The 21610-nt window shown below is 69.5% G+C and carries 23 protein-coding genes; 9 read left to right on the top strand and 14 right to left on the bottom strand.

The genetic code is table 11. The features are described 5' to 3' along the window. Nucleotides 1–16 precede the first annotated feature (16 nt). The 6 genes from ACPYOG_RS08090 to ACPYOG_RS08065 form a co-directional block, all read right to left on the bottom strand. On the bottom strand, nucleotides 17–1063 hold the full coding sequence (locus tag ACPYOG_RS08090; protein ID WP_481293721.1) for an ABC transporter permease: 1047 nt from the start codon (nucleotides 1061–1063) through the stop codon (nucleotides 17–19). Beyond that, nucleotides 1060–2580, bottom strand: coding sequence for a sugar ABC transporter ATP-binding protein (locus tag ACPYOG_RS08085; protein ID WP_481293720.1), 1521 nt, complete (start codon nucleotides 2578–2580; stop codon nucleotides 1060–1062). The genes ACPYOG_RS08090 and ACPYOG_RS08085 overlap by 4 nt, the downstream gene beginning before the upstream one ends. Before the next feature lie 6 nt (nucleotides 2581–2586). Next, nucleotides 2587–3366 (bottom strand): IclR family transcriptional regulator, encoded by a 780-nt coding sequence (locus ACPYOG_RS08080; RefSeq protein WP_481293719.1) that lies wholly within the window; start codon nucleotides 3364–3366, stop codon nucleotides 2587–2589. Beyond that, nucleotides 3363–4283, bottom strand: coding sequence for an SMP-30/gluconolactonase/LRE family protein (locus ACPYOG_RS08075; protein ID WP_481293718.1), 921 nt, complete (start codon nucleotides 4281–4283; stop codon nucleotides 3363–3365). The genes ACPYOG_RS08080 and ACPYOG_RS08075 overlap by 4 nt, the downstream gene beginning before the upstream one ends. Nucleotides 4284–4389: 106 nt before the next feature. Further along, a complete protein-coding gene (locus tag ACPYOG_RS08070) occupies nucleotides 4390–4896 on the bottom strand; it encodes a gluconokinase (RefSeq protein WP_481293717.1) in 507 nt (168 codons plus the stop codon). Nucleotides 4897–5065: 169 nt separating this feature from the next. Then, nucleotides 5066–6454: a dihydrolipoyl dehydrogenase family protein gene (locus ACPYOG_RS08065; RefSeq protein ID WP_481293716.1), complete on the bottom strand. Its 1389-nt coding sequence runs from the start codon at nucleotides 6452–6454 to the stop codon at nucleotides 5066–5068. Between the two features lie 74 nt (nucleotides 6455–6528). On the opposite strand from ACPYOG_RS08065, the gene ACPYOG_RS08060 reads away from it, so the two are divergent. Next, entirely contained in the window at nucleotides 6529–7461 is a 933-nt protein-coding gene (locus tag ACPYOG_RS08060; RefSeq protein WP_481293715.1) for a cupin domain-containing protein, read from the top strand. A gap of 76 nt (nucleotides 7462–7537) precedes the next feature. Here ACPYOG_RS08060 and ACPYOG_RS08055 read toward each other — a convergent pair whose 3' ends face one another. Then, a complete protein-coding gene (locus ACPYOG_RS08055; RefSeq protein ID WP_481293714.1) occupies nucleotides 7538–7984 on the bottom strand; it encodes a MarR family winged helix-turn-helix transcriptional regulator in 447 nt (148 codons plus the stop codon). A 62-nt stretch (nucleotides 7985–8046) separates the two neighbouring features. Between ACPYOG_RS08055 and ACPYOG_RS08050 the strand changes: the two genes are divergently transcribed. From ACPYOG_RS08050 to ACPYOG_RS08025, 6 genes are all read left to right on the top strand, one after another. Next, nucleotides 8047–8415 carry a VOC family protein gene (locus ACPYOG_RS08050; protein WP_481293713.1) on the top strand — a complete coding sequence of 123 codons (369 nt, stop codon included), beginning with the start codon at nucleotides 8047–8049 and terminating at the stop codon, nucleotides 8413–8415. A gap of 24 nt (nucleotides 8416–8439) precedes the next feature. Beyond that, nucleotides 8440–9435, top strand: a complete 996-nt coding sequence (locus tag ACPYOG_RS08045) for a LacI family DNA-binding transcriptional regulator (RefSeq protein WP_481293712.1) — start codon at nucleotides 8440–8442, stop codon at nucleotides 9433–9435. A gap of 116 nt (nucleotides 9436–9551) precedes the next feature. Further along, on the top strand, nucleotides 9552–10697 hold the full coding sequence (locus tag ACPYOG_RS08040) for a Gfo/Idh/MocA family protein (protein ID WP_481293711.1): 1146 nt from the start codon (nucleotides 9552–9554) through the stop codon (nucleotides 10695–10697). After that, nucleotides 10697–11857: a dihydrodipicolinate synthase family protein gene (locus ACPYOG_RS08035; protein ID WP_481293710.1), complete on the top strand. Its 1161-nt coding sequence runs from the start codon at nucleotides 10697–10699 to the stop codon at nucleotides 11855–11857. The genes ACPYOG_RS08040 and ACPYOG_RS08035 overlap by 1 nt, the downstream gene beginning before the upstream one ends. After that, the gene (locus ACPYOG_RS08030; protein WP_481293709.1) at nucleotides 11854–12735 is read left to right on the top strand and encodes a sugar phosphate isomerase/epimerase family protein; all 882 of its coding nucleotides are present in this window, start codon (nucleotides 11854–11856) and stop codon (nucleotides 12733–12735) included. The genes ACPYOG_RS08035 and ACPYOG_RS08030 overlap by 4 nt, the downstream gene beginning before the upstream one ends. 6 nt (nucleotides 12736–12741) lie before the next feature. Further along, complete coding sequence (locus ACPYOG_RS08025; RefSeq protein WP_481293708.1) at nucleotides 12742–13836, top strand: glycerate kinase; 1095 nt, start codon at nucleotides 12742–12744, stop codon at nucleotides 13834–13836. 118 nt (nucleotides 13837–13954) lie between these two features. Here ACPYOG_RS08025 and ACPYOG_RS08020 read toward each other — a convergent pair whose 3' ends face one another. The 7 genes from ACPYOG_RS08020 to ACPYOG_RS07990 form a co-directional block, all read right to left on the bottom strand. Further along, nucleotides 13955–14653: a ThuA domain-containing protein gene (locus tag ACPYOG_RS08020; protein ID WP_481293707.1), complete on the bottom strand. Its 699-nt coding sequence runs from the start codon at nucleotides 14651–14653 to the stop codon at nucleotides 13955–13957. Beyond that, nucleotides 14650–14865, bottom strand: a complete 216-nt coding sequence (locus tag ACPYOG_RS08015; protein WP_481293706.1) for a Sec-independent protein translocase family protein — start codon at nucleotides 14863–14865, stop codon at nucleotides 14650–14652. The genes ACPYOG_RS08020 and ACPYOG_RS08015 overlap by 4 nt, the downstream gene beginning before the upstream one ends. A gap of 108 nt (nucleotides 14866–14973) precedes the next feature. Next, nucleotides 14974–15735, bottom strand: coding sequence for a twin-arginine translocase subunit TatC (gene tatC, locus ACPYOG_RS08010; protein WP_481293705.1), 762 nt, complete (start codon nucleotides 15733–15735; stop codon nucleotides 14974–14976). A 42-nt stretch (nucleotides 15736–15777) separates the two neighbouring features. Beyond that, nucleotides 15778–15996 carry a twin-arginine translocase TatA/TatE family subunit gene (gene tatA, locus ACPYOG_RS08005; protein WP_481293704.1) on the bottom strand — a complete coding sequence of 73 codons (219 nt, stop codon included), beginning with the start codon at nucleotides 15994–15996 and terminating at the stop codon, nucleotides 15778–15780. Between the two features lie 103 nt (nucleotides 15997–16099). Next, a complete protein-coding gene (locus tag ACPYOG_RS08000) occupies nucleotides 16100–16942 on the bottom strand; it encodes an alpha/beta hydrolase (RefSeq protein WP_481293703.1) in 843 nt (280 codons plus the stop codon). Next, complete coding sequence (locus ACPYOG_RS07995; protein ID WP_481293702.1) at nucleotides 16939–17994, bottom strand: hydroxyacid dehydrogenase; 1056 nt, start codon at nucleotides 17992–17994, stop codon at nucleotides 16939–16941. Before ACPYOG_RS07995 ends, ACPYOG_RS08000 begins: the two co-directional genes overlap by 4 nt. A 457-nt stretch (nucleotides 17995–18451) precedes the next feature. After that, nucleotides 18452–19534: a LacI family DNA-binding transcriptional regulator gene (locus ACPYOG_RS07990; RefSeq protein WP_481293701.1), complete on the bottom strand. Its 1083-nt coding sequence runs from the start codon at nucleotides 19532–19534 to the stop codon at nucleotides 18452–18454. 106 nt (nucleotides 19535–19640) lie between these two features. Here ACPYOG_RS07990 and ACPYOG_RS07985 point away from each other — a divergent pair, with 106 nt between their 5' ends. Next, a complete protein-coding gene (locus ACPYOG_RS07985) occupies nucleotides 19641–20591 on the top strand; it encodes an ABC transporter permease subunit (protein ID WP_170857392.1) in 951 nt (316 codons plus the stop codon). Next, nucleotides 20588–21565: a carbohydrate ABC transporter permease gene (locus tag ACPYOG_RS07980; RefSeq protein ID WP_090034579.1), complete on the top strand. Its 978-nt coding sequence runs from the start codon at nucleotides 20588–20590 to the stop codon at nucleotides 21563–21565. The genes ACPYOG_RS07985 and ACPYOG_RS07980 overlap by 4 nt, the downstream gene beginning before the upstream one ends. Nucleotides 21566–21610: the final 45 nt, after the last annotated feature.

Below are 21610 nucleotides of genomic sequence, written 5' to 3'. Positions count from 1 at the left end.
TCCGTCGTCGGCAGCGTCAGATGTGTATAAGAGACAGGGGCGTATCAGCCCGGTTCAGCCGGCGTCGGCTGGCGAGCGAGGCGATGGTGATCGCAGCGACGAGGGTGAGCCCGTTGAAGAGCGGCTCGAGGAAGAACTGTCCCGGGAGCAGCTGCTCCAGTCCGGAGATGCCGATCGTCGCGATGAGCACACCGAGGACGGTGCCGAGGGCGTTCACGCGGCCGGGCTTGATCGTCGTCGAGCCGAGGAAGGCGGCGGCGAGCGCCGGGAGCAGGTACTCCGGGCCGATGTTCGCCTGCGCGACTCCGGCCTGCCGCGAGGCGAGCAGGATGCCGGCCACTGCGGTCAGCATCCCCGAGGCGACCATGGCGCCGACGATGTAGCGGCGGCGGTGGACACCGGTCAGCTCCGCTGCCTTCGGGTTGGCGCCGACCGCGTAGAGGTAACGCCCCATCGGGAGGTACTCGAGGATGAGCCAGATGATCGCCGCGACGACGAGCGCGATGATGAAGACGCCGGGGATGGGGCCGATCGACCAGGTGGAGAGGGAGTCGAAGGCCGAGGCGCGCATCCCGGTGTTGTCCGTCACCTGGCGTCCGCCGGTCACCCAGTAGGTGATCGCATAGATGACCTGTGCGGTGGCGAGGGTCGCGATGAACGCGTCGACCTGTGCCAGCTCGATGAGCAGTGCGTTGACGAGACCGATGACCGCGCCGCCGGCGAGGCACATCAGGATGACCAGCCGGTAGTCGATCCCCTGAAGCTGCCAGAGGAGCGACATCACTTGCCAGAGCCCGACGCCGTAGCCGATCGAGAGGTCGATCTTCCCCGCCACCATCGGGAGGGTGACGGCCAGCGCGAGGATGAGGAGCACCGACTTGCTCGACGCGAGCAGCTGGAAGTTCAGCAGCGTCGCGAAGGTGGTGGGAGCCGCGACGGCGAAGATGGCGAACAGGAGGACCGTCAGCACGACCATCCCGTACACGGTGTACAGCTTGCGGTACCAGGGTGCGCCCTTCGGCGGCTCCAGCGCCGTCGACTTGAGGGAGGTGTTCATGCTCATGCGACGCTCATTTCTGTTTCGGTGGGTCGGTCGAGGTCGGACGCCGCGGCGACCAGGTTGGCGATCGTGAGATCGGATCCGGAGAGCTCGGCGACGACGACGCCGCGGCCGAAGACGATCGCCCGGTGGGCGATCTTGGAGACCTCTTCCATATCGGTGGAGACGACCAGGGCAGCAGTGCCTTGGCGTGCCGCATCCCGGAGCAGGCCGTAGATGTCGGCTTTCGCGCCCACGTCGACGCCCATGGTCGGCTCTTCGAGCACGACGACCTTGCGCCCGACGCCGAACCAGCGGGCCAGGATGACCTTCTGCTGGTTGCCGCCGGAGAACGTGTCGAGCGGCAGCTCGGGATCGGCAGGTCTGATGCCGAAGTCGCGCACGTACTCCGCGGCCGCGGCCCGCTCCGCCTTGCCGGTGCGGAACTCGAAGGTCTTCCGCCCCCAGACCGCCGGGTTGAGGAAGAGGTTCTCGCGGACCGAGAGCCCCGGAGCGACGGCCTCGGCCTCCCGGTTGGAGGTCGCGAAGCCGATGCCGCGCGCGACCGCGGCCGCCGGGTTGCGCGGCACGAACGGGCGGCCGTCGAGGCGCAGCTCGCCCGACTGCACGGAGACCGCGCCGGCGACGGCCCGGCCGATCGGCTCCTGGCCGGCTCCCCGGAGACCGCAGAGTGCGACGACCTCGCCGCGGTGCACGCGCAGCGTGACGGGGCCGGCGCTCTCGACGGCTACCTCGTCGAGTTCGAGCCGCACCTCCGCATCCGGTTCGTCGAAGACGGTGTTCTCGGTGTGGCGCCCGACGATGAGCTCGACGAGCTCGCCGTGGCTCAGTCCGGCGACCGGACGCTCGGCGACGACATGGCCGTTGCGCATCACGACGGTGCGGCTCGAGATCTCGTAGATCTCGTCGAGGCGGTGGGAGACGTAGATCATGCCCACGCCGCTGTCGCGGAGCCGGCGGAGCACGGCGAAGAGCCGCTCGACGTCGGCGGCGGGGAGGGACGCCGTCGGCTCGTCGAGCACGAGCAGTTTCGGCTTGGTGACCAGGCCGCGCGCGATGGCGAGGAGGCTCCGCTCGGTGCGCGGCAGATCGAAGACACGGGCCTCCGGATCGATGCCTCCGCCCACCAGCTCGAGCACCTCAGCAGCCCGGCGGTTCATCGCCTTTCGATCGATCAGGCGCAGCCGGTGCGGGTAGCCCAGAACCTGCGCCATGTTCTCGGCGACGGTCATCCACTCGATGAGTCCCAGGTTCTGGTGGACGATCGAGATCTGGCGTCGGATCCCGGAGGAGTCGAGGTCGGCGCCGGACAGCTTCATCTCGCCGCTGTCCGGCTTGTACACGCCCGCGAGCATCTTGATGACCGTGGACTTGCCCGCGCCGTTCTCCCCGAGCAGGGACACGATCTCGCCCTGGTGGACGGCGAAGGTCACGTTCTCGGCGGCGCGCGTGGCGAAGAAGGACTTCGTCAGGTCGGTGACCTGCAGAAGGGGTATGGAGGCCGGGTCTGCGGTGTTCATGGGGTCCTATCTCTCGGCGATGGGCGAAAGCTGACGGGCGAGCGACGTGAGGTCGGCGATGAGCCGTTCGCGAAGCTCCAAACGGACACGCTGGGTGAGCAGCGTGGTGGACACGGCGATCGGCTCTCCCGTCGTGGGGACCGACACTGCGAAGCAGGTGACGCCGATGGTGTTCTGCTCGTCGTCGATCGCGAAGCCGCGCAGTCTGACCTGGGTGAGCTCGCGCCGCAGCTCGGCGACGTTGCGGGGCGCCCGCTTCGTGGGACGGGGCAGCGCATCCACACCGGAGAGGCGCGCATCCAGTTCATCGGGCGGGAGGCTGGCCAGCATCGCCTTCCCGAGGGCGGTGACGGACGCGGGCATGCGCCGGCCGATGTCGCTGGCGAGCCGGATCGGCTGGCGGCCGTCGTGCCGGGCCAGGTAGATGACCTCCATCCCGTCGAGCGTGGCGAGCAGCGCGGTGTCGTTCTGCAGGGTGGGCAGCGCGTCGGTGATCCTCCGGAACTCGCCGACCAGCGTGGTGGATGCCAGCATCGACTGGCCGAGCTCGAGCACCTTGTAGCCGAGCATCCATCTCCGGCCGGAACGCCTGAGCATGTGCGCAGCCTCGAGGGTGGTCACCAGGTTCGAGGCCGACGACTTGGCGATGCCGAGTCCGATCGCGATGTCCGTGAGCGTCGCCGGTTCGGAGCGCGCGCCGAGGTACTCCAGCACCTGGACCGCCCGGAAGGCAGCGGGCGCCGGAGTGTCGGCGGCGGCGGGATGCGACGAGGCGATGGCGCTCATGACGGCACCTTCACAGCGCGTGCGTCGCGCACGAGGGTCTCGATCGTGTAGATGCTCGTCGTCGCGGCGATGAAGAGGGTACGTCCGTCGGCGCCGCCGAAGCAGAGGTTTCCGACGCACTCGGGCACCGGGACGCGGCCCAGGAGGGTGCCGTCCGGAGCGTAGACCTGCACGGCGTCCGCACTCGACGTCCAGATGTTCCCGTTCTCGTCGACCCGGAAGCCGTCGGAGACGCCGGGGTCGATGACGGCGAAGACGCGGCCGTCCGTGCAGCGCCCGTCCTCGACACGGTAGGAACGGATGTGGTGGTTCCCCGTCCCGTCGGTGCGCAGTGCGGCCGAGGTATCGGAGACATAGAGGATTGATTCGTCGGGGGAGAAGGCGAGTCCGTTCGGCTCCTCGATGTCGGTCACGACCGCATCCACCGAGCCGGATGCCGGGTCGAACCGGAAGACGTGGTTGCCGCCGTATTCGGGGACACCCGGGTGGCCTTCGTGCGGCTGGACGATGCCGTACGGCGGATCCGTGAACCAGATCGTTCCGTCGCGGGCCACGACCACGTCGTTGGGGGAGTTGAACCGGCGTCCGTTCCAGCTGTCGACCAGCGTCGTGACGACGCCGTCGCGATCGGCTTCGACGGCACGCCGGCCGTGCGAGCACTGGACGACGGTTCCGTCGTCCGCGAGGGTGCGGCCGTTGGGGTACTCGGCGTCGGTCCGATAGACCGTGACCTGGCCCGTCGTCCCGTCCGCTTCGAGGATGCGGTTGCCGGGGATGTCGCTCCAGCGCAGCGCGCCCCGGGTCGGGAGCCAGACGGGCCCCTCGGACCAGGTGGCGGCGGTGCACAGCAGGCGGAGGCTGGAATCCTCCGGCACGAGGTCGCGGAGACCCAGCTCGGCAGCTCTCTGATGTGACACGCTCAACCTCCCTTGGTTGTTCACCTGATCTAACACGGTTCCGCATAGTGAACGCAATGGATCTGTTCGAGATTTCGAACCGCGTTCAAAAAACGGAACCAGGTGTCTACCGAGGGGCGGCGGAGATCCCGTCGCGGATGCGGCCGAGCTGCTGCTCGAGGCCGGCTTCGGCGGGAACCACCAGGCCGTGCTCGTCCGGCTCGAGGGGTTCCAGCGTCGCGAACTGGGAGGCGAGGAGTCCGGGCGGCATGAACTCATGGGAGCGGCCCGCCAGTCGCTGGGCGATGAGCTCCGCAGTGCCGCTCACGTGGGCGAAGTACGCGTCCGGCGCATGAGACCGAAGGCGATCGCGATAGGCCCGCCGGAGGGCGGAGCAGGCGACCACATCCGCCGTCCCGTCGGCGAGCGCCTCACCCACCAGGTCGAGCCACGGCCAGCGGTCCGCATCCACGAGGGGGATGCCCGCGGCCATCTTCGCGATGTTCCCGGCGGGATGCAGCGCGTCGGCATCGACGAAGACGAGTCCCTGCTGCTCTGCGAAGGCGGCGCCGACCGTCGACTTCCCGCTGCCCGAGACCCCCATGACGACCAACGGTGGTGTGCGATGCGGCATCGGCTTCCTCTCGATCCCTCGGACAGTACCAACGGTCGTCACCGCCGGGACCACTCCGGGGCACCGCGAATCCAGCCGGCTGAACACGGGCCGAAACCCTGACCCGCGACAGCACCGGACACCTCGCGCAATCGAGGTGAGACGCGAACTCCTCCTCGGTGGGTCGTCGTCAGTCGGACACGATCGCGTCGAACACCTCGTTGAAGGCCTCCGTCGTGCTCGGGTGGGTGTAGATCGCGGTCTTGAGCTGGGTGGCCGTGATCCGGTGGCGCATGGCGAGCGCGACGGTGTTGATGACCTCCTGGGCGTCGATGCTGAGGATCGCTGCTCCGAGGATGAGATCGGTGTCGGCATCCAGGATGAACTTCATCACGCCGCGCGTCTCCTCCACCGTGTACGCCCGGGGCATCGCCACGATGTCGGCGACCATTTTGCGTGCGACACGGATGTTCCGGCCCTCGGCGCGCGCCTCCCGTTCGGTCAGGCCCACGGTCGCGAGCGGCGGCGTGATGAAGAGCGTGCGGGGGACGGCCACGCGGTCGGCCCTGCTCCGCGCTCCCTGGCCGAGCAGCTGGTCGAGCACGATGCGGGCGTCGTCCAGCGACACGTAGGTGAACTGGGGTCCGCCGTTCACGTCGCCGAGCGCGAAGATGTGCGGACGGCTGGTTCGCAGCCGATCGTCCACGATCACCGCTCCGCGTGCGCTCGTCTCGACGCCTGCCGACTCGAGGCCCAGCCCTTCGGTCGCCGGTCGGCGTCCCGTCGCCGCGAGGAAGGCATCCGTCTCGACGGTCGTGGTCCCGCTCCCGGTCACGTAGGTGACGGAGGCGCCCCCGTCGTGGTCCGCGATCCCGGTGACGCGTGCGCCGGTGACCACCGTGATCCCGTCTCCGGCGAGGATGCCCGTCGCCACCTCGGCGACGTCGTCGTCCTCCTTCGGAAGCAGGCGGTCGGCCGCTTCGAGGATGGTCACCTCGGAGCCGAAGTGACGGTAGATGGAGGCGAACTCCAGCCCCAGGTAACCGCCGCCGATGATGACGAGGCGGCCGGGCAGCCGGTCGGCGCGGGTCAGGTCGGTGCTGCTCACCCGGTGGATGCTGCCCGAGACACCGGCGATGTCGGGCTCGATCGGGACGGACCCGGTGTTGATCAGGATGGTGGGAGCGGTGACCGTGATGCGGTCGGAGCCCTCGCCCACGGCGACGGTACGATCGTCGAGGAACGTGGCCCGCCCGGTGATGACCGTGGCGGAGTCCTTGCCGTCGAGAGCCTCGAAGTTGCCGGCGCGGAAGGCGCTGGTGAGGGCACGGACGCCTTCGATGGAGTTCGCGAAGAACTCCTGTGCCTCGTCCTCCAGCCGCTTGGAGTTCGAGTAGTGCACGAGCATCTTGGTCGGCACGCAGCCGACGTTCGGGCAGGTTCCGCCGTACATCTCGTCGGACTGCTCGATGAGGATGACGCGCCGGCCGGCGTCCGTGAGCGCGTGCGCGGCGGTCTTCCCGCCCTTGCCGAAGCCGACGACGAGGACGTCGGCCGTGAGTGCTGTCGTGGTGTTCATGGCCTTGAGTGTGCTCGCATCGAAGTGATACAAACAGACCGTACGGCCTCATCCTTCTGCTCGAAAGTCTCACAATGGACGACATCAGCCGGTTGCTCCGCCTGGCGCGGCTCCAGGCGACGCTCGACAAGCGCTGCCTCCTGGGCGGCTCCACCCGCATGGACGTGTCGTACGGCGAGCGCGAGGTCCCGTTCCACGTCCTGCTCGAGGGGGAGTGCGACCTCGAGGTGGGAGGGGTTCTGCACCGGCTGACGGCGGGCGACGTCGTGGTCCTCCCCTCCGGCGCGCGGCATCGCATCATCACGCCCGGAGCGGCCCGCCGCCTGGCGGAGCTGCAGCCGACCCGGGAGACGGCCGGGCGGACCTTTGCGCTGACGACCAGTGAGGACGACTCTCCGGCTGTCATCGATCTGTTCTGCGGTCACTACACGGTTGCGCCGGGTGCCGGATCTCTGCTCTTCGCGTCCCTGCCGACTCCGATGCACGTCTCGCTCTTCCGATCCGAGGGCGGGCGGACGGTCCTCACACAGCTCAGCTCCCTGATGCGCGGGGAGGCCGCGCTCGACGGCGCAGGGTCGGCGGCGATCATGTCCGCGTTCTGCACGGTGCTGCTGGCGCTCGTGCTGAGGTCGTCGCCGGGCGTCGGCGCACACGGCCGGTTCTGGACAGCCGCCTCCGACCCCCGCATCGGCCCGGTCATCGAGGAGGTGGTGGCGGATCCCGGTGGGGATTGGTCGGTGGAGCGGGCCAGCAGGCGCGCGCTCATCTCGCGGGCGACGTTCTTCCGCCGGTTCCAGCACGCGGCGGGGATGAGTTTCGGGCGGTTCCTCACCCGGGTGCGGATGATGGCCGCCTCCGACCTGCTGCTCGGCTCCGGCCTGAGCATCTCCGCGGTCGGCGCCCGGGTCGGCTACCGCTCGGAGGCCGCGTTCACGCGGGCCTTCCGCGCCGAGGTGGGCGAAACGCCCTCGCACTTCCGCCGAGCGCACGCCGGCCATCCGGGCTAGCCGATTCACCCATGTCGTGCTGCCTGCAGACGAGAGGACGCGAAGAACGTTCCGGCACAGAGCCGGAAACCGCTCCTCACGTCTCCCGCAGCGAGTGGATCATCCGCTGGAGGAGCCGGAACGCGTCCGTCTGTTCCTCCGGCGTCAGCTCGCGCAGCATCCTGACCTCGACGGCACGGACGGCGGCGCTCGCCGTTTCGAGTCTGCGCCGGCCGCGGTCCGTGAGCCGGGCGGGCAGGACCTTCCCCACCGGAGCCTGGGCCGGGCGGGTCACATCACCCTCGCGTTCCAGGGCCTGCAGGAGCACGTTCATCGACTGTCGCGTCACGAAGGCGCCCCGCGCGAGGTCCGAATTGGACATCCCGGGTCGCTGCGCCAGCAACTCCAGGCACGAGTAGTGGGTCACGGTCATCCCCAGCGGACGCAGCGCCGCCTCCATTGCGGCGCGAAGGACGCTCGAGGCCTCCTTCAGCAGATAGCCCAGGGAACTGTCGAGGTCGACGGCGGTGTCTTCTTGACTCATGTCAGTATTCTGACATACGATGATGGATGTCAGAGAACTGACACGACAATGAAGGAGCACCCATGCCCGCCACCGGCCCCGATTTCCTCTCCCTCCAGGTCCGCGACCTCGACGCATCGCAGGCGTTCTACGAGCAGTACCTCGGCCTCGTCCGCTCGCCGGCCGGCCCTCCGCATGCCGTCGTCTTCGAGACCGCGCCGATCGCCTTCGCGCTTCGGGACATCGTCCCCGGCACTCCGCTGGAATCCGTCCCTCAGCCGGGCATCGGCGCGGCGATCTGGCTCCACGCCACGGAGGTGCAGGCGATTCACGACGCTCTCGCCGCCGGCGGGCACCGGATCGTCGCGGCGCCGATCGACGGTCCGTTCGGCCGGACGTTCACCTTCGCCGATCCCGACGGCTACCACGTGACGCTCCACGACCGCGTCTAGGCGGGAGCACGTTAGCGTGTAGCCGTGAACCAGAACCCCGCACCGACCCTCTCGGACGTCGCCGCGCACGCGGGAGTCTCGCTGGCCACGGCCTCGCGTGCGCTCAACGGCAGTACCCGGCAGGTGCGGCCCGACCTGAAGGCGCGCGTCCTCGCGTCGGCGACGGCATTGGGATACAGCGTCAACTCGCAGGCGCAGGCGGTGGCCAAGGGCACCTCCACGACGGTGGCTCTCGTCGTGGGCGACATCGCGGATCCGTACTTCTCCTCCATCGCCGCCGGTGTCGTCCGGGGCGCCCGGGAGCACGGTCTCTCGGTGACCCTGACAGGGCTGGAGGCGTCCGCGGTGCAGGAGGACTCCGGGCAGGAGGCGGCGCTGATCGCTGCGCTGCGCGCACAGCGTCCGCGGGCGGTGATCGTTGCGGCCGGCCGGGAGAACGACGCGGGGTGGGAGGCGTTCTCGCACCTGAACGCGCTGACGGTGATCGGGCCGGACGTTCCGGGGATCCGGTCGGTCGCCGTCGCCAACAGGGACGGGGCCGCCGCGCTGGCGACCGGCCTCCGCGTGCTCGGATATTCCGACTTCACCATCGTCGCCGGCGATGTCCGGCTCTCGACCGTCTCGGAGCGGATCGGCGGCTTCCTCTCCGTGGCCCCCGGAAGCCGCATCGTCGAGGCCGCGTTCTCGCGCGATGGCGGCTATCGGGCGATGGCGGAGTTGCTGGACGCAGGTGACCGGCCGGAGTGCGTGTTCGCGGTCACGGACGTCATGGCCATCGGCGTCGTCGGCGCCATCAAGGACGCCGGTCTGACGCCAGGCGAGGATATCGCCGTCGCCGGATTCGATGACGTGCCGATTCTGCGCGACCTCACTCCGCGGCTGACGACGGTCGCGCTGCCGCTGGAGGAGATCGGCGAACGGGCGCTGGCCCTCGCCGTGTCCGACCCGTCCGATCTGCGGCTGAGCGAGCCGATCGCGGGAGAAGTCCGCATCCGCGAGTCCACTCCTTCCCGGGCCTAGCGCTTCCCGCGGCGTGTTGCCGTTCCGCGCAAATCGCGCTACCGTCTGGTAAGCGCTTTCCGCAGCGGCCGAACAGAGCCCGGAAGGCACCTTTTCCGCAACGGCAAGGAGCACACATGACGTCCATCGGCATCATCATGAACGGCGTCTCCGGGCGCATGGGATACCGGCAGCACCTGCTGCGGTCCATCCTCGCGATCCGGGAGCAGGGCGGCGTGCTGCTCTCCGACGGCCGACGGGTGCAGGTCGTCCCGCTGCTCGTCGGCCGCAACGAGGAGAAGCTCGCGGAGCTCGCCCGGCGCCACGACATCGCCGACTACACGACCGACCTGGATGCGGCGCTCGCCGACGACCGCTGGCAGATCTACTCGGACTTCCTGGTCACGAAAGCTCGCAGTGCCGCGATCCGCAAGGCCATCGCCGCCGGCAAGGCGATCTACACCGAGAAGCCCACCGCGGAGTCCTTCGAGGAGGCGCTGGAGCTCGCCCGGCTGGCCGAGGCGGCCGGCATCAAGAACGGCGTCGTGCACGACAAGCTCTACCTCCCGGGCCTCCGCAAGCTGAAGCGGCTGATCGACTCCGGGTTCTTCGGCCGCATCCTCTCGGTGCGCGGCGAGTTCGGCTACTGGGTGTTCGAGGGCGACTGGCAAGCGGCGCAGCGCCCCAGCTGGAACTACCGGGCGGAGGACGGCGGCGGCATCATCGTCGACATGTTCCCGCACTGGAGCTACGTGCTCGAGAACCTGTTCGGCCGCGTCGAGTCGGTGTACGCGCACGCAGCGACCGAGATCCCGCAGCGTGTCGACGAGCAGGGCCGCCCCTACGCAGCCACCGCCGAGGACGCCGCGTACGCGATCTTCGGGATCGAGGGCGGGATCACCGCACAGCTCAACTCCAGCTGGACGACCCGCGTCAACCGTGACGAGCTGGTGGAGTTCCAGGTGGACGGCACGCACGGCAGCGCGGTCGTCGGGCTGTTCGGCTGCAAGATCCAGCCGCGCAACGCGACACCGAAGCCGGTCTGGAACCCCGACCTCGCCGACGAGCACGACTACGACGCCGACTGGATCGAGTCGCCCTCGAACGAGGTGTTCGAGAACGGCTTCAAGACGCAGTGGGAGGAGTTCCTGCGCCACGTCCTCGAGGACGCCCCGAACCCCTACGGCTTCCTCGCCGGCGCGCGCGGCGTGCAGCTGGCCGAGCAGGGCCTGCGCTCCTCCCGCGAGGGCCGGCGCATCCAGCTGGCCGAAGTCGGCCTCTGATGGCGCGCACCACCCTCCTCCACGCCGACGGTTCGACGACGGCGATCGAGCTCCGCGACGCTCCCGATCACCACCGGCCGACCCAGCCCCTGGTCTCGCGAGTCGCCTACGCCGCCGCGCATGTCATCCCCCGGCCGTGGGCGGACAATGTGCCCGGCTCGCCGGCGGAGATCGATTGGGATGCGACTCTCGCGTACCGCCGGCACCTCTACTCCTGGGGGCTCGGCGTTGCCGACGCGATGGATACGGCCCAGCGCAACATGGGGCTGGATGCGGCCGCCACGCGGGAACTGATCACCCGCTCGGCGGAGACCGCCCGCGAGTCCGGTGGCCGCCTCGTCGCCGGGGTGAACACCGACCAGGTCGAGGACGAGGTCATCTCGCTGGACGCGGTGATCGACGCGTACAAGGAGCAGTTGCACTTCACCGAGGACGCGGGGGCCGGGGTCGTGCTCATGGCCAGCCGCCACCTGGCCCGGGCAGCGCAGTCGCCCGCCGACTTCGAGCGGGTCTACTGGGAGGTGCTGGAGGCCGCAGCGGGCCCCATCGTCCTGCACTGGCTGGGCGAGGCATTCGATCCGGCCCTCGCCGCGTACTTCGGGTCTGCCGACACGGCGGCCGCGAGCAGCACGGTCCTCCGGATCATCGAATCCGGCGGGGACAAGATCGCCGGAATCAAGCTGAGCCTCCTCGACCCCGGTGCCGAGATCGCCCTGCGCTCGCAGCTCCCCGGCGGGGTCAGGATGTTCACCGGGGACGACTTCAACTACGTCTCACTGATCGAAGGCGACGAACGGGCGCACTCGGATGCGCTGCTCGGCGCGTTCGCCGCGATCGCGCCCAGTGCGTCGGCGGCCATTCAGGCAGTGGACTCCGGCGACACGAACCGGTACCGCGACATCCTCGGCCCCACCGAATCCCTGTCGCGGCAGATCTTCGCCGCGCCGACCTACTTCTACAAGACGGGGATCGCGTTTCTGTCCTGGCTGAACGGCCACCAGCGCTCGTTCACCATGGTCGGCGGTCTGCACTCGGCGCGCAGCCTCCCGCACCTGTCGGAGATCGTGCGGCTGGCCGACGTCGCCGGGGCCCTGGAGCGACCGGAACTGGCGGCTGCACGGTGGAACCACCTGCTGAGCCTGAACGGAGTGGAGGCGTGACCCGGGCGGATCCCCGGCTGTCGCTCAACCAGGCGACCATCCGGCATGCGGATCTCGCCGACGCCCTCAGGGTCACGGCGGACGCGGGGGTCGAATCCATCGGACTGTGGAGGGAGCCGGTCGCCGCGGTGGGCCTGGAGACGGCGACGCGGATGGTCGCCGACTCCGGACTGCGTGTGTCCACACTGTGCCGGGGTGGCTTCTTCACCGCGATCGACGGCCCGGAGCGGCGCCGGTCGCTCGATGAGAACCGGCGGGCGATCGACGAGACCGCAGCGCTCGCGGCAGCCGGTGCTCCGGGCTCGCGGGCGGTGCTCGTGCTCGTCGCGGGCGGCCTGCCCGCAGGCTCCGTCGACCTCCGCGGCGCTCGCGCCCGGGTGGCCGACGCGATCGCGGAGCTCGAGCCCGATGCCCGCGCCTCGGGGGTGACCCTGGCGATCGAGCCGTTGCATCCGATGTACGCTGCCGACCGCGCCGTCGTCTCCACCCTCGGCCAGGCGCTCGACCTGGCAGCGCCCTTCCCGCCGGAAGCGGTCGGGGTCGCCGTGGACACCTTCCATGTCTGGTGGGACCCGGAGGTGCTCCCGCAGATCGCGCAGGCCGGCGCCGAAGGACGCATCGCGACGTACCAGGTGTGCGACTTCGTCACGCCGCTTCCCGCCGATGTGCTGCTCGGGCGCGGGATGATGGGGGACGGGCACATCGACTTCAGGAGCCTGACGGATGCCGTTGCGGCGGCCGGGTACGAGGGAGACATCGAGGTGGAGATCTTCAACGCCGCCATCTGGGAGGCGGATCCGGCCGAGGTCGTCGCGCGCACCGTCCAGGCGTTCGCCGACCACATCCCGCTGGCCGCATCCCGCCGGTCAGGATGGTGACCTGACGTGGCCTCGACCGTCGTGATCGCGCCCGACTCGTTCAAGGGCACCGCCACCGCGGACGAGGTCGCAGTCGCAATCGCCGGCGGATGGTCGAGTGTCCGTCCCGGCGACCGGGTCATCCTGGCGCCGATGGCGGACGGCGGCGAGGGAACGCTTCTCGCGCTGCGACGGGCCGTGCCCGGTGCCGTACGTCACGCGGTCGGTGTGACCGGGCCGGATGGCCGCAGGGTGAGCGCCGAATGGCTGATGCTCCCGGATCGAACCGGCGTGATCGAACTCGCTGCGACGAGCGGAATCGGGTTGATGCAGCAGCTGGCCCCGATGGCCGCAAGCACGGTCGGCTTCGGGGAAGCGATCGCGGATGCCCTCTCCGCCGGGGCGACGAGGCTGCTGCTCGCGCTCGGCGGGAGTGCGTCGACCGATGGAGGAACGGGCGCACTCACCGCGCTCGGCGCACGGTTCCTCGACGAGCAGGGCGAGCAGGTTCCGGCCGGCGGGGGAGGGCTCACCTCCCTCCGCTGGGCGGATCTCTCCGGGCTGCCGCCCCTCCCGCCGCGCGGCGCGCACATCCTCAGCGATGTCGACAGTCCTCTGCTGGGTCCGGCCGGCGCCGCGCACGTGTTCGCGCCGCAGAAGGGGGCGACCCCGGAACAGGTCGCGGAGCTCGAGACCGGACTCGCCCGGCTGGCCGCCACGGTGGGAGCACCCGACGTCGCGGGTGCCGGAGCGGCGGGCGGCACGGCGTACGGCCTTCTCGCCTGGGGAGCGACGCTTGGCTCCGGCGCCGCAGCGGTCGGAGCGGCCGTCGGCCTGCCGGCTCTCATCGCGGACGCCGACGTCGTCATCACCGGCGAGGGCCGCTACGACGCTCAGTCGAGCGCGGGCAAGGTCACCGACTACGTCGCCGCACTGGCGCGTGACGCCGGCGCCGACGTCCTCCTCGCCGCAGGTCTCATCCATGCGGACACGGGCGGGTATCTGTTGGCGTCGTCCCTCAGCGACGTGGCGGGCGGTCCCGACCCCGCGATGCGCGAACCGCGCCGATGGTCGGAGGCGGCGGGGGCCGAGCTGGCTCGCGGCTACTCGGCGCTCCGCTGACCCGAGTCGGGCCCTCGATCGGCGCGACTGCCGGTGTTCGGAACGTTTGCGGTCCGGCGCGCACCGGCATACGCTCCCAACCGCAGCAGTCACTGCGCCGCGACGTGCGCCGCGCTTCTCAGTCGGCGCTGGACAGCAGCCAGCGCACGCACCGGGCGAGCAACGCCTGGTGCCCGGCCGACTCGTAGGCTGCCGTGTCGTGACCGAGAGCGTCGTAGACCACCCGGGCGGACGCCGGGCCGACGGTGCGCGCCCAGACCACGGGGACCTCGTCCCCGCCCGATGATGCCGTTGCCGATGCCGTTGCCAGGACGATGTTGTCGGGCTCGAGGGACAGGTTCGAGTACAGCTCGTCCTGCACCGCGAAGTCGTCGAGGCCGGCGATGAACGCGGGCGGCTCGGCGGCGAGGTGAACGTTCAGCCGGGCATAGTCCGGGTGGAAGCTCTCGCCCCTCACCCAGACACCGCCGAGGATGGACTTCCATTCCGGGATGCCGCGCAACGACGTGGATGTGGCGTGCACGCCCAGCAGCGGACGGCCTGCAGCGAGGTACCCCAGAAGGCCGGCCCGGCCCTCCGCTTCCGCGTCGGGCGCCGGATCGTCGGGGAAGTTCAGGGCCGGGTCCCCGAGGTTCAGCACGAGAAGGTCGGGCAGCTCCGAGGGGAGCCTCGCCATCCGGGCGTCGACGTCGCCGCTGACCTCCGCATCCATCCCGAGTGAGGTGAGCAGGCCGGCCAGCCGGTCCGAGGTGCGTTCGAAGGGGTGCCACGGATCGGCGTACCGTCCTTCACCGGACAGGATGAGTGCGCGCGTCATGCCTCGCCCGCCCGGTCGTGCTCGGCCGCGGTCGCACGCGCCGGTTCCGTTGTCTCTGCGGGCTCGAGCGTCAGCGCATCCCGGATGATCCGGCGGGGGTCGTAGCGCCGAGGGTCGAGGCGGGTCCAGTCGATGTCGTCGAACTCCGGCCCGACCTCCTCGCGGAGGCGTCCCGTGGTGTCGTCCGCGAGCTTCCGGAGCGTTCGGACCATGCGGCCGAGTGCCGCGGCCGCGGCCGGAAGGCGCTGCGGCCCCGAGCAGGAACCCGGCGATCAGCGCGATCACAACGATCTTGTCGAAAGTCAGCCCGAACATGATGATCAGCTTTCCACGAAAAGGGACTCGGTCACGGTCGCCTCCAGGCGGCGGACGCGGCGGCGGTCGTTGAGCAGGCTCACGCCGCACGCGAGCCCGTACAGAGCCAGCATCGGCGCCGCCAGCAGCAGCATCGACATGACGTCGGCGGCCGGCGTCGCGATGGCCGTGAACAGGCAGATGCCGAGCAGAGCCCAGCGCCAGGCGTGGGTGATCGCGCGTCCTGACACCACTCCCGCGAAGTTGAGCAGGACGACGAACAGCGGAAGCACGAAGGCGACTCCGGTGACGAGCGTCAGCTTCAGCACGAAGTCGAAGTAGGCGCTCGCATCCAGATAGGAGGACGTGAGAGCGGGCGCGAATCCGGTCATGAGCTGGACGATGTGCGGCATCACCCACACGCCGGCTGCGCACCCGGCGATGAACAACGGGAGTGCGCTGAGGACGAAGCCGGAGGTGTACCGCTTCTCCCGGCGGTTCAGGGCGGGCATGAAGAAGGCGAAGAGCTGATACAGCCACACGGGACTGGACAGCACGATCCCGACGATCACGGCGATCTCGATCCGCAGGTCGAAGGCGGCGGAGATCGACGGGAAGTTGATGACGACCGCCCGGTCCTGGCTCCGTGCCGCAACGAGGACCGGGCTCCGGAGGAAGTCGAGAGCGGGTTCGGCCGCGAACCAGCCGGCGACCACTCCGACCCCGATCGCCACGGCGGCGCGCGTGAGTCGGCGGCGCAGCTCGGTGAAGTGCTCGGCCAGTCCCATGCGCCGCTCAGGGTCGCGCGCAGCTGGGTGACGCATGAGGGCTCAGGCGTTCCCCGCGCTGGTGACTTCGGGCTCGGCGACGGCGGCGGCCGCATTCGTCGACGCCTCCGGGTCGCGCTTGTCCTTCTGCACTTCCTTCTGCAGGATGCGGACCGACTGGCCGACACTACGGGCCAGAGCCGGGAGCTTGGCGGCGCCGAAGATCAGCACGACGACGGCGAGGATGATCAGCGCGTGCCATCCGGTGAGATTTCCCAACATTGGTAACTCCTTCGTTTCCGTGGGTGGAACTGTTGTCGAACTGTGTGGAACTAGTTTCATTGATGGTAGGCCGGATTGTGCGAAACCGCCACAGGCAGCTCCGTCAGTCCGGGTCGGAACTCGGGCGCGCACCCGGCTCGGCGGTCAGGACGGAGTCGAGGAAGGCATCCACCGTGGCGTGGAACCGCTGCCGTTCGTCGCGCCGGATGTAGTGCCCGGCTCCCTCGAACACCTCCACTTGCGCGCCGAGCGAACGCTCGATCGCGCGGTGGGCAGCGGTGTTCCCGATGCGCACCGTCCCGGTGACGATGAGGACAGGGACGGACCGGTCGGCGAGATCGGTCAGCAGGACCGGCCACGGGCGACTCGGGATGACATCCCCGTGCCGGACGAGGGCAGCATCCATCTGCGCCTTCGACGAGGACCAGCCGGCGAGCTCGTCGGCCGGCCAGGCGGGATGCATCGCTGCGGCCTCCTCGCGGCGCTCGTCATCGGTGAGCTCCTGCTGGCGGAGCAGCCAGGTGGTCGCGGCTTTCGCGACGTCCGGGTCCTGGTGGTGGGTGACGGGCAGGCGCCAGAACGGATCCTCGAGGACCACGGCGTCGACCTCCCGCCGGGTGCGCGCGGCGACGGCGGCAGCAGCGGAGCCGCCGGCGGAGTGACCGAAGAGGATCAAGGGCTGGTCGGAGTCGTCGCACCAGTCGTCGACCGTGCTCAGCAGCTCGTCGACGATGATGTCTCCCGGATGGGACCGCAACTGCTCCTCCGTCCAGCGGGGCGACGAGCCGTGTCCTCGAGGATCGATCGCCAGCACCCGGAATCCGCGGCCGGCCCAGTGCCGGCAGGTCGCCTGCAACGACTCGGCGGACTCCGAGAGACCGGGAATCGCGACGATGGTTCCCCTCCGCGGGCCGCGGGGCAGCGTCGCGACGACATGCAGGGTCACCGGAGCGCCTCGGGGAAGGCGAGGGGCTGTCCGCGGGTGACCCGCTCGAGCTCGCCGGCGACGTGGTCGCCCATCCGCCGGATCTCCGATCCCATGGAGCCGGCGATGTGGGGTGTGAGGAAGACGTTCGGCATCGTGTAGAGCTCGCTGTTCCGCGGGAGGACGTCGGGGTGGGCCACATCCAGGATGGCGTCGATCCGGCCCGTGCGCAGCTCGGCGACCAGTGCCTCCTGATCGACGACGAGGCCGCGGGACGTGTTGATGAGCGTGGCGCCGTCCTTCATCGCGGCCAGCTGCACCGCGCCGATCATCTTCGTCGTGGCGGCGTTCAGCGGCGGGTGCAGTGTGACGACGTCGCTGACGGCCATCAGCTCGTTCAGCTCCATCAGCTCCACGCCGAGCCGGGCGGCCTCGTCCGCAGGGAGGTACGGGTCGTAGACGACGACGTCGACGTCGATCCCGCCGAGCCGTTCGATCACGATGCGACCGATCCGGGAGGCCCCGACGATGCCGACGGTCTTGCCGACGTTGCCTGCGGTCGGGAACTCGAGCTCCCGGTCGATGAAGCTGCGCCGCTGCCCGTACAGCCGGTGCGCCTGGAACGTGCTCTTGTTCGCGAGGATGATCATCGACATCGTGAACTCGGCGACCGGGATGGCGTTCACCCAGCCGGCGTTCGACACCTGGATGCCGCGGTCGTGGGCCGAGGCGGGCAGCAGCGCCGCCGCTTGGCCGCCCGCATGGAGCACGTAGCGCAGCCGCGGGGCGGCATCGAGGTCGGCGTCCGTCAGAGCGGGAGCGCCCCATCCGGTGATGAGGACCTGCGCCCGGCTCAGCGCGCGGCGCGCCTCCGGTCGGCCGAAGGATGCGAACGGGTGAGGATGCGCCGGCCGCGACCCAGGGATCCGCAGCGCGCGCATCCCGTCCCCGAAGAGACGTTCGGCCAGTTCGGGCGGATCCATCGCCAGCACGAACTCCACGGGTGCGTCTTCGGTCGGTTCGGCCGGCTCGGCAGGGGCCGAGGATGTCGAAAGGCCGGGTGCGCTCGTCATGGAAACCTCATCGGATCGTGTGTGCGGCGGAAGTCGCTGATCTGAAACTAGTTACACAAGGGCCAAAGCGCAAGATCCCGTGCGGCGTGCGCAGTCCGCACTTCGCAGGCAACGGAGGCGTCCTCGGCCGTTTACGTCCCGCAACTCCTCCCTTTCCCGCTGATGCGCCGGTGCCTCGCCGACTTCTCCTCCCTTTCCGGCGCCGTCGGAAACGGAGGAAGCGAGCCCGCGGTACTCCGGTCAGGTGCGGAAACGGAGGAATCCGTTGCCCCTAACAGCTGCGTCTCCTCCGAAACGGTCGACCACACCCCCAGCTGCCCTCGGACCGCAGCCCCACCATCGAGTCCGCACAGACTGCACAGGACACGCCGTGTCAGCGTGCAATCTTTGCGGACTCGATGGTGGGGCGCGACGGTGGGGGCGAGAACGTCGGGCAGCGGGCCGCGAGCCGCGGCGGCTACGACCGGGGGGCCGCCGCCGAGCCGCGACGGACGAAGTGGGGCTGCAGCAGGACGCTGGAGGCGGGCCGCAGTCCGAGCGCGATCTCCGCGGCGGCCACGCCGACCTCGAAGAACGGCGGGTGCACGGTCGTCAGGCCGGGTGTCAGGTCTCCGACGATCGGGACGTCGTCGAAGCCCACCACCGACAGATCCTCCGGAATCCGCACTCCCACCTGGCGCGCGGCGCGGTAGGCGCCCACGGCGATGTTGTCGGTCATGCAGACGATCGCTGTCGCGCCCGTGTCGTCGGCGAGCAGCTGCGCCACGGCGCGCTCGCCGTGGTCCTCGTAGTTGAGGCTCTCGCGGACGAGACGGGCGTCGACGGCGATCCCGTGGCGCTCGAGGGCCGCGAAGTAGCCGTCCATCCGCTGTTCCGCCGTCGTCATCCCGCGGGGTTCGCCGACGTAGGCGATCCGGCGGTGCCCCGACCGGACCAGTTCGTCGACGGCCATCCCGACACCCGCGCGCTGGTCGTAGTCGACGGCGACCAGGGACGTTCCCGCGACCGGGGGGCGGCCGCAGAGGACCAGTGGGGCGCCGATGTCCGCGAGGTCGCGGGCGTAGGCGGCCACCCGGGCGTCGAACGCCGCATCGGATGCCGTGGAGCCGACGAGAAGGACGGCGGCCACACGCTGTTCGCGCAGGGTGGCGATGAGCTCCGCCTCGCGCTCTTCGGAACCGTTCGTGGTGGACATGAACAGCAGGTGACCGTTCTCGCCGGCGACGCTCTCGACGCCCGCCGCCAGGGAGGCGAACGTCGGACCGATCATGACCCGGACGATGAACGCGATCGTCCTCGGTCCCCGGCCCTGCATGGCACGGGCCAGGCCGTTCACCACGTAGCCGAGCTCCTGCGCCGACGCGAGCACCCTCGCCCGGGTCGCGTCGTGCACTTTCGTGCTCCCTCCGAACACGCGGGAAGCGGTTGCCGGGGACACGCCGGCGTGCGCCGCGACATCCCGAAGATTGACGGCGCCGACCCTTGCCGGGCCCCGCGATCCCCCTGGGCGGCTGCGTCTCGCCCCTTCGCTGCTCTCCATGCTCGGATGGTACAGCGTTGCTTGACGCGCACGTGGCGGGTGGGTTATGTTGCCCGTTAATGAAACTAGTTCCACGATGGTTGTGGAACACCAGCAAGGAGTTCATGTGCAACGAAGCGCTGCCGTCGCTCTTCCCAAGCGGCGCAAACCGACATCCCGGGGAACCCTCGGCCTGCTGCTGCTGGCCCTTCCCGGAGTGGTGTGGTTCCTGATCTTCGCCTACGGCCCTATGGCCGGGCTGGTGGTGGCGTTCAAAGACTTCAATATCAGCCAGGGCATCTTCGGCAGCGCCTGGAACGGCCTGGACAACTTCAGGTACTTCCTCGCCAGCGGGGATGCGCCGCGGATCGTCCTCAACACCGTTGTCCTGAACACCCTCTTCCTCGGCGCCTCCCTGCTCGCCGGCCTGCTGCTCGCCCTGATGCTCAACGAGATCCGCGGGCACTTCTACCGGCGGTTCATGCAGTCGACCATCTTCTTCCCCTACTTCGTCTCGCCGATCATCATCGCGATCATGCTCCAGGTGGTGCTCTCGGGCGTCGGCGGCCGCGGCGGTCTGCTCAACAACCTCCTCAGCGTCGTCGATCTGCCGCAGGTGAACTGGTACACGGAGCCGGGCGCCTGGCCGTGGATCCTCACCATCGTGAAGGTCTGGCAGCTGGGCGGCTACACGTCGGTCATCTTCCTCGCGGCCATCACCTCCATCCCCGAGGAGGTCTACGAAGCCGCGGCCATCGACGGCGCGAGCCGGGCGCGGATGGCCCTGTCGGTCACGACCCCGCTGCTGCTGCCCACCGTCGGCATCCTCGTGGTGCTCGGCATCGGCCGGATCTTCTTCGGCGACTTCGCGACCATCTACGCGATCGTCGGCGACAACGGCACCCTCTTCCCGACCACCGATGTCATCGACACCTACGTGTTCCGTTCCCTGCGGACCATCGGCGACTTCGGGACGACGGCGGCCATCGGTCTGTTCCAGTCCGTGGTCGGCTTCGTGTTCGTCACCGCGGCGGTGCTCGTGCAGCGCCGCGTCGATCGAGAAAGCAGCATCCTGTGAGCACCACGATCACCGGCCGGACCCAGACGATCACCGACCTCGACGCCGCGGCGGTCCTGGATGACACGCAGAGCACGAGAAGGAGCGCGCGACCCAAGCGCCGCCGTCCCGCCCGGTTCGAGCCGTTCACGCTGGTCAGCTACGTATGCGTCACCCTGTTCGGGCTGTTCTGCCTCATCCCGCTGTGGATGATCATCGCCGGCTCGTTCACGGACGAGTCGGCGCTGGCGCGCACCGGCTACAGCCTGTGGCCTGCGCCGTTCTCGACCGCCGCGTACCAGATGCTGTTCTCGGGTGGTGCGCTGGTGACCAGCTACGGCGCGTCATTGTTCATCACGATCGTCGGAACCGCGCTGTCGCTGTCGTGCACGGCATCCCTCGCCTGGGTGATCGCCCGGCGGCTTCCGCGGATCAGCCGGCCGCTGACGATCTTCGCCTACATCCCGATGCTGTTCACCGGAGGTCTCGTCCCGCTCTACCTCCTGGTCACGCAGGTGCTCAGCCTCAACAACAACTGGTTCGCGGTGATCCTGCCCGTCATGCTGGCGCCCTTCCTGATCTTCGTCGCCGTCAGCTTCTTCCGTCAGCTGCCCGAGGAGATCCTCGATTCGGCCCGCATCGACGGCGCCGGCGAGCTGCGGATCTTCTTCCAGATCGTCATCCCGCTGTCGAAGCCCATCCTCGCGGTGCTCGGCCTCTTCTATGCCGTCACGTACTGGAACGAATGGTTCATGGCCCTCCTGTTCATCTCCGACCCGAGCCTGTATCCGCTCCAGCTGACCCTCCAGAACCTGATCGCCAACGTCACCAATGCCGCCAGCCTCCCGGGTGCCACCGTCTCCCAGGCCGCCGCCCCGATCTACCAGCTGCGATTCGCGATGACGGTCCTGACCATCGCGCCCATCCTGCTGGCCTACCCGTTCGCTCAGCGCTTCTTCGTCAAGGGCCTCACCCTCGGCGCGAGCAAAGGCTAGCGAGCACCCCCACCACCCCCAACCAGAGCTGTCCCACAAAGGAGT

This window comes from Leifsonia sp. HAY1-4F, from assembly GCF_056755275.1.
Note: the sequence above shows the minus strand (reverse complement) of the source record. Positions and strands in the feature narration are given on the sequence as shown.

Coding starts and splice junctions, on each gene's coding strand:
- ACPYOG_RS08065 (WP_481293716.1), bottom strand. CDS start 6,454: ATGAACACCACGACAGCACTCACGGCCGACGTCCTCGTCGTCGGCTTC.
- ACPYOG_RS08080 (WP_481293719.1), bottom strand. CDS start 3,366: ATGAGCGCCATCGCCTCGTCGCATCCCGCCGCCGCCGACACTCCGGCG.
- ACPYOG_RS08015 (WP_481293706.1), bottom strand. CDS start 14,865: ATGGTCCGAACGCTCCGGAAGCTCGCGGACGACACCACGGGACGCCTC.
- ACPYOG_RS07990 (WP_481293701.1), bottom strand. CDS start 19,534: ATGGAGAGCAGCGAAGGGGCGAGACGCAGCCGCCCAGGGGGATCGCGG.
- ACPYOG_RS07995 (WP_481293702.1), bottom strand. CDS start 17,994: ATGACGAGCGCACCCGGCCTTTCGACATCCTCGGCCCCTGCCGAGCCG.
- ACPYOG_RS08060 (WP_481293715.1), top strand. CDS start 6,529: ATGGACGACATCAGCCGGTTGCTCCGCCTGGCGCGGCTCCAGGCGACG.
- ACPYOG_RS08055 (WP_481293714.1), bottom strand. CDS start 7,984: ATGAGTCAAGAAGACACCGCCGTCGACCTCGACAGTTCCCTGGGCTAT.
- ACPYOG_RS08090 (WP_481293721.1), bottom strand. CDS start 1,063: ATGAGCATGAACACCTCCCTCAAGTCGACGGCGCTGGAGCCGCCGAAG.
- tatA (WP_481293704.1), bottom strand. CDS start 15,996: ATGTTGGGAAATCTCACCGGATGGCACGCGCTGATCATCCTCGCCGTC.
- ACPYOG_RS08020 (WP_481293707.1), bottom strand. CDS start 14,653: ATGACGCGCGCACTCATCCTGTCCGGTGAAGGACGGTACGCCGATCCG.
- ACPYOG_RS08035 (WP_481293710.1), top strand. CDS start 10,697: ATGGCGCGCACCACCCTCCTCCACGCCGACGGTTCGACGACGGCGATC.
- tatC (WP_481293705.1), bottom strand. CDS start 15,735: ATGGGACTGGCCGAGCACTTCACCGAGCTGCGCCGCCGACTCACGCGC.
- ACPYOG_RS08070 (WP_481293717.1), bottom strand. CDS start 4,896: ATGCCGCATCGCACACCACCGTTGGTCGTCATGGGGGTCTCGGGCAGC.
- ACPYOG_RS08040 (WP_481293711.1), top strand. CDS start 9,552: ATGACGTCCATCGGCATCATCATGAACGGCGTCTCCGGGCGCATGGGA.
- ACPYOG_RS08050 (WP_481293713.1), top strand. CDS start 8,047: ATGCCCGCCACCGGCCCCGATTTCCTCTCCCTCCAGGTCCGCGACCTC.
- ACPYOG_RS08085 (WP_481293720.1), bottom strand. CDS start 2,580: ATGAACACCGCAGACCCGGCCTCCATACCCCTTCTGCAGGTCACCGAC.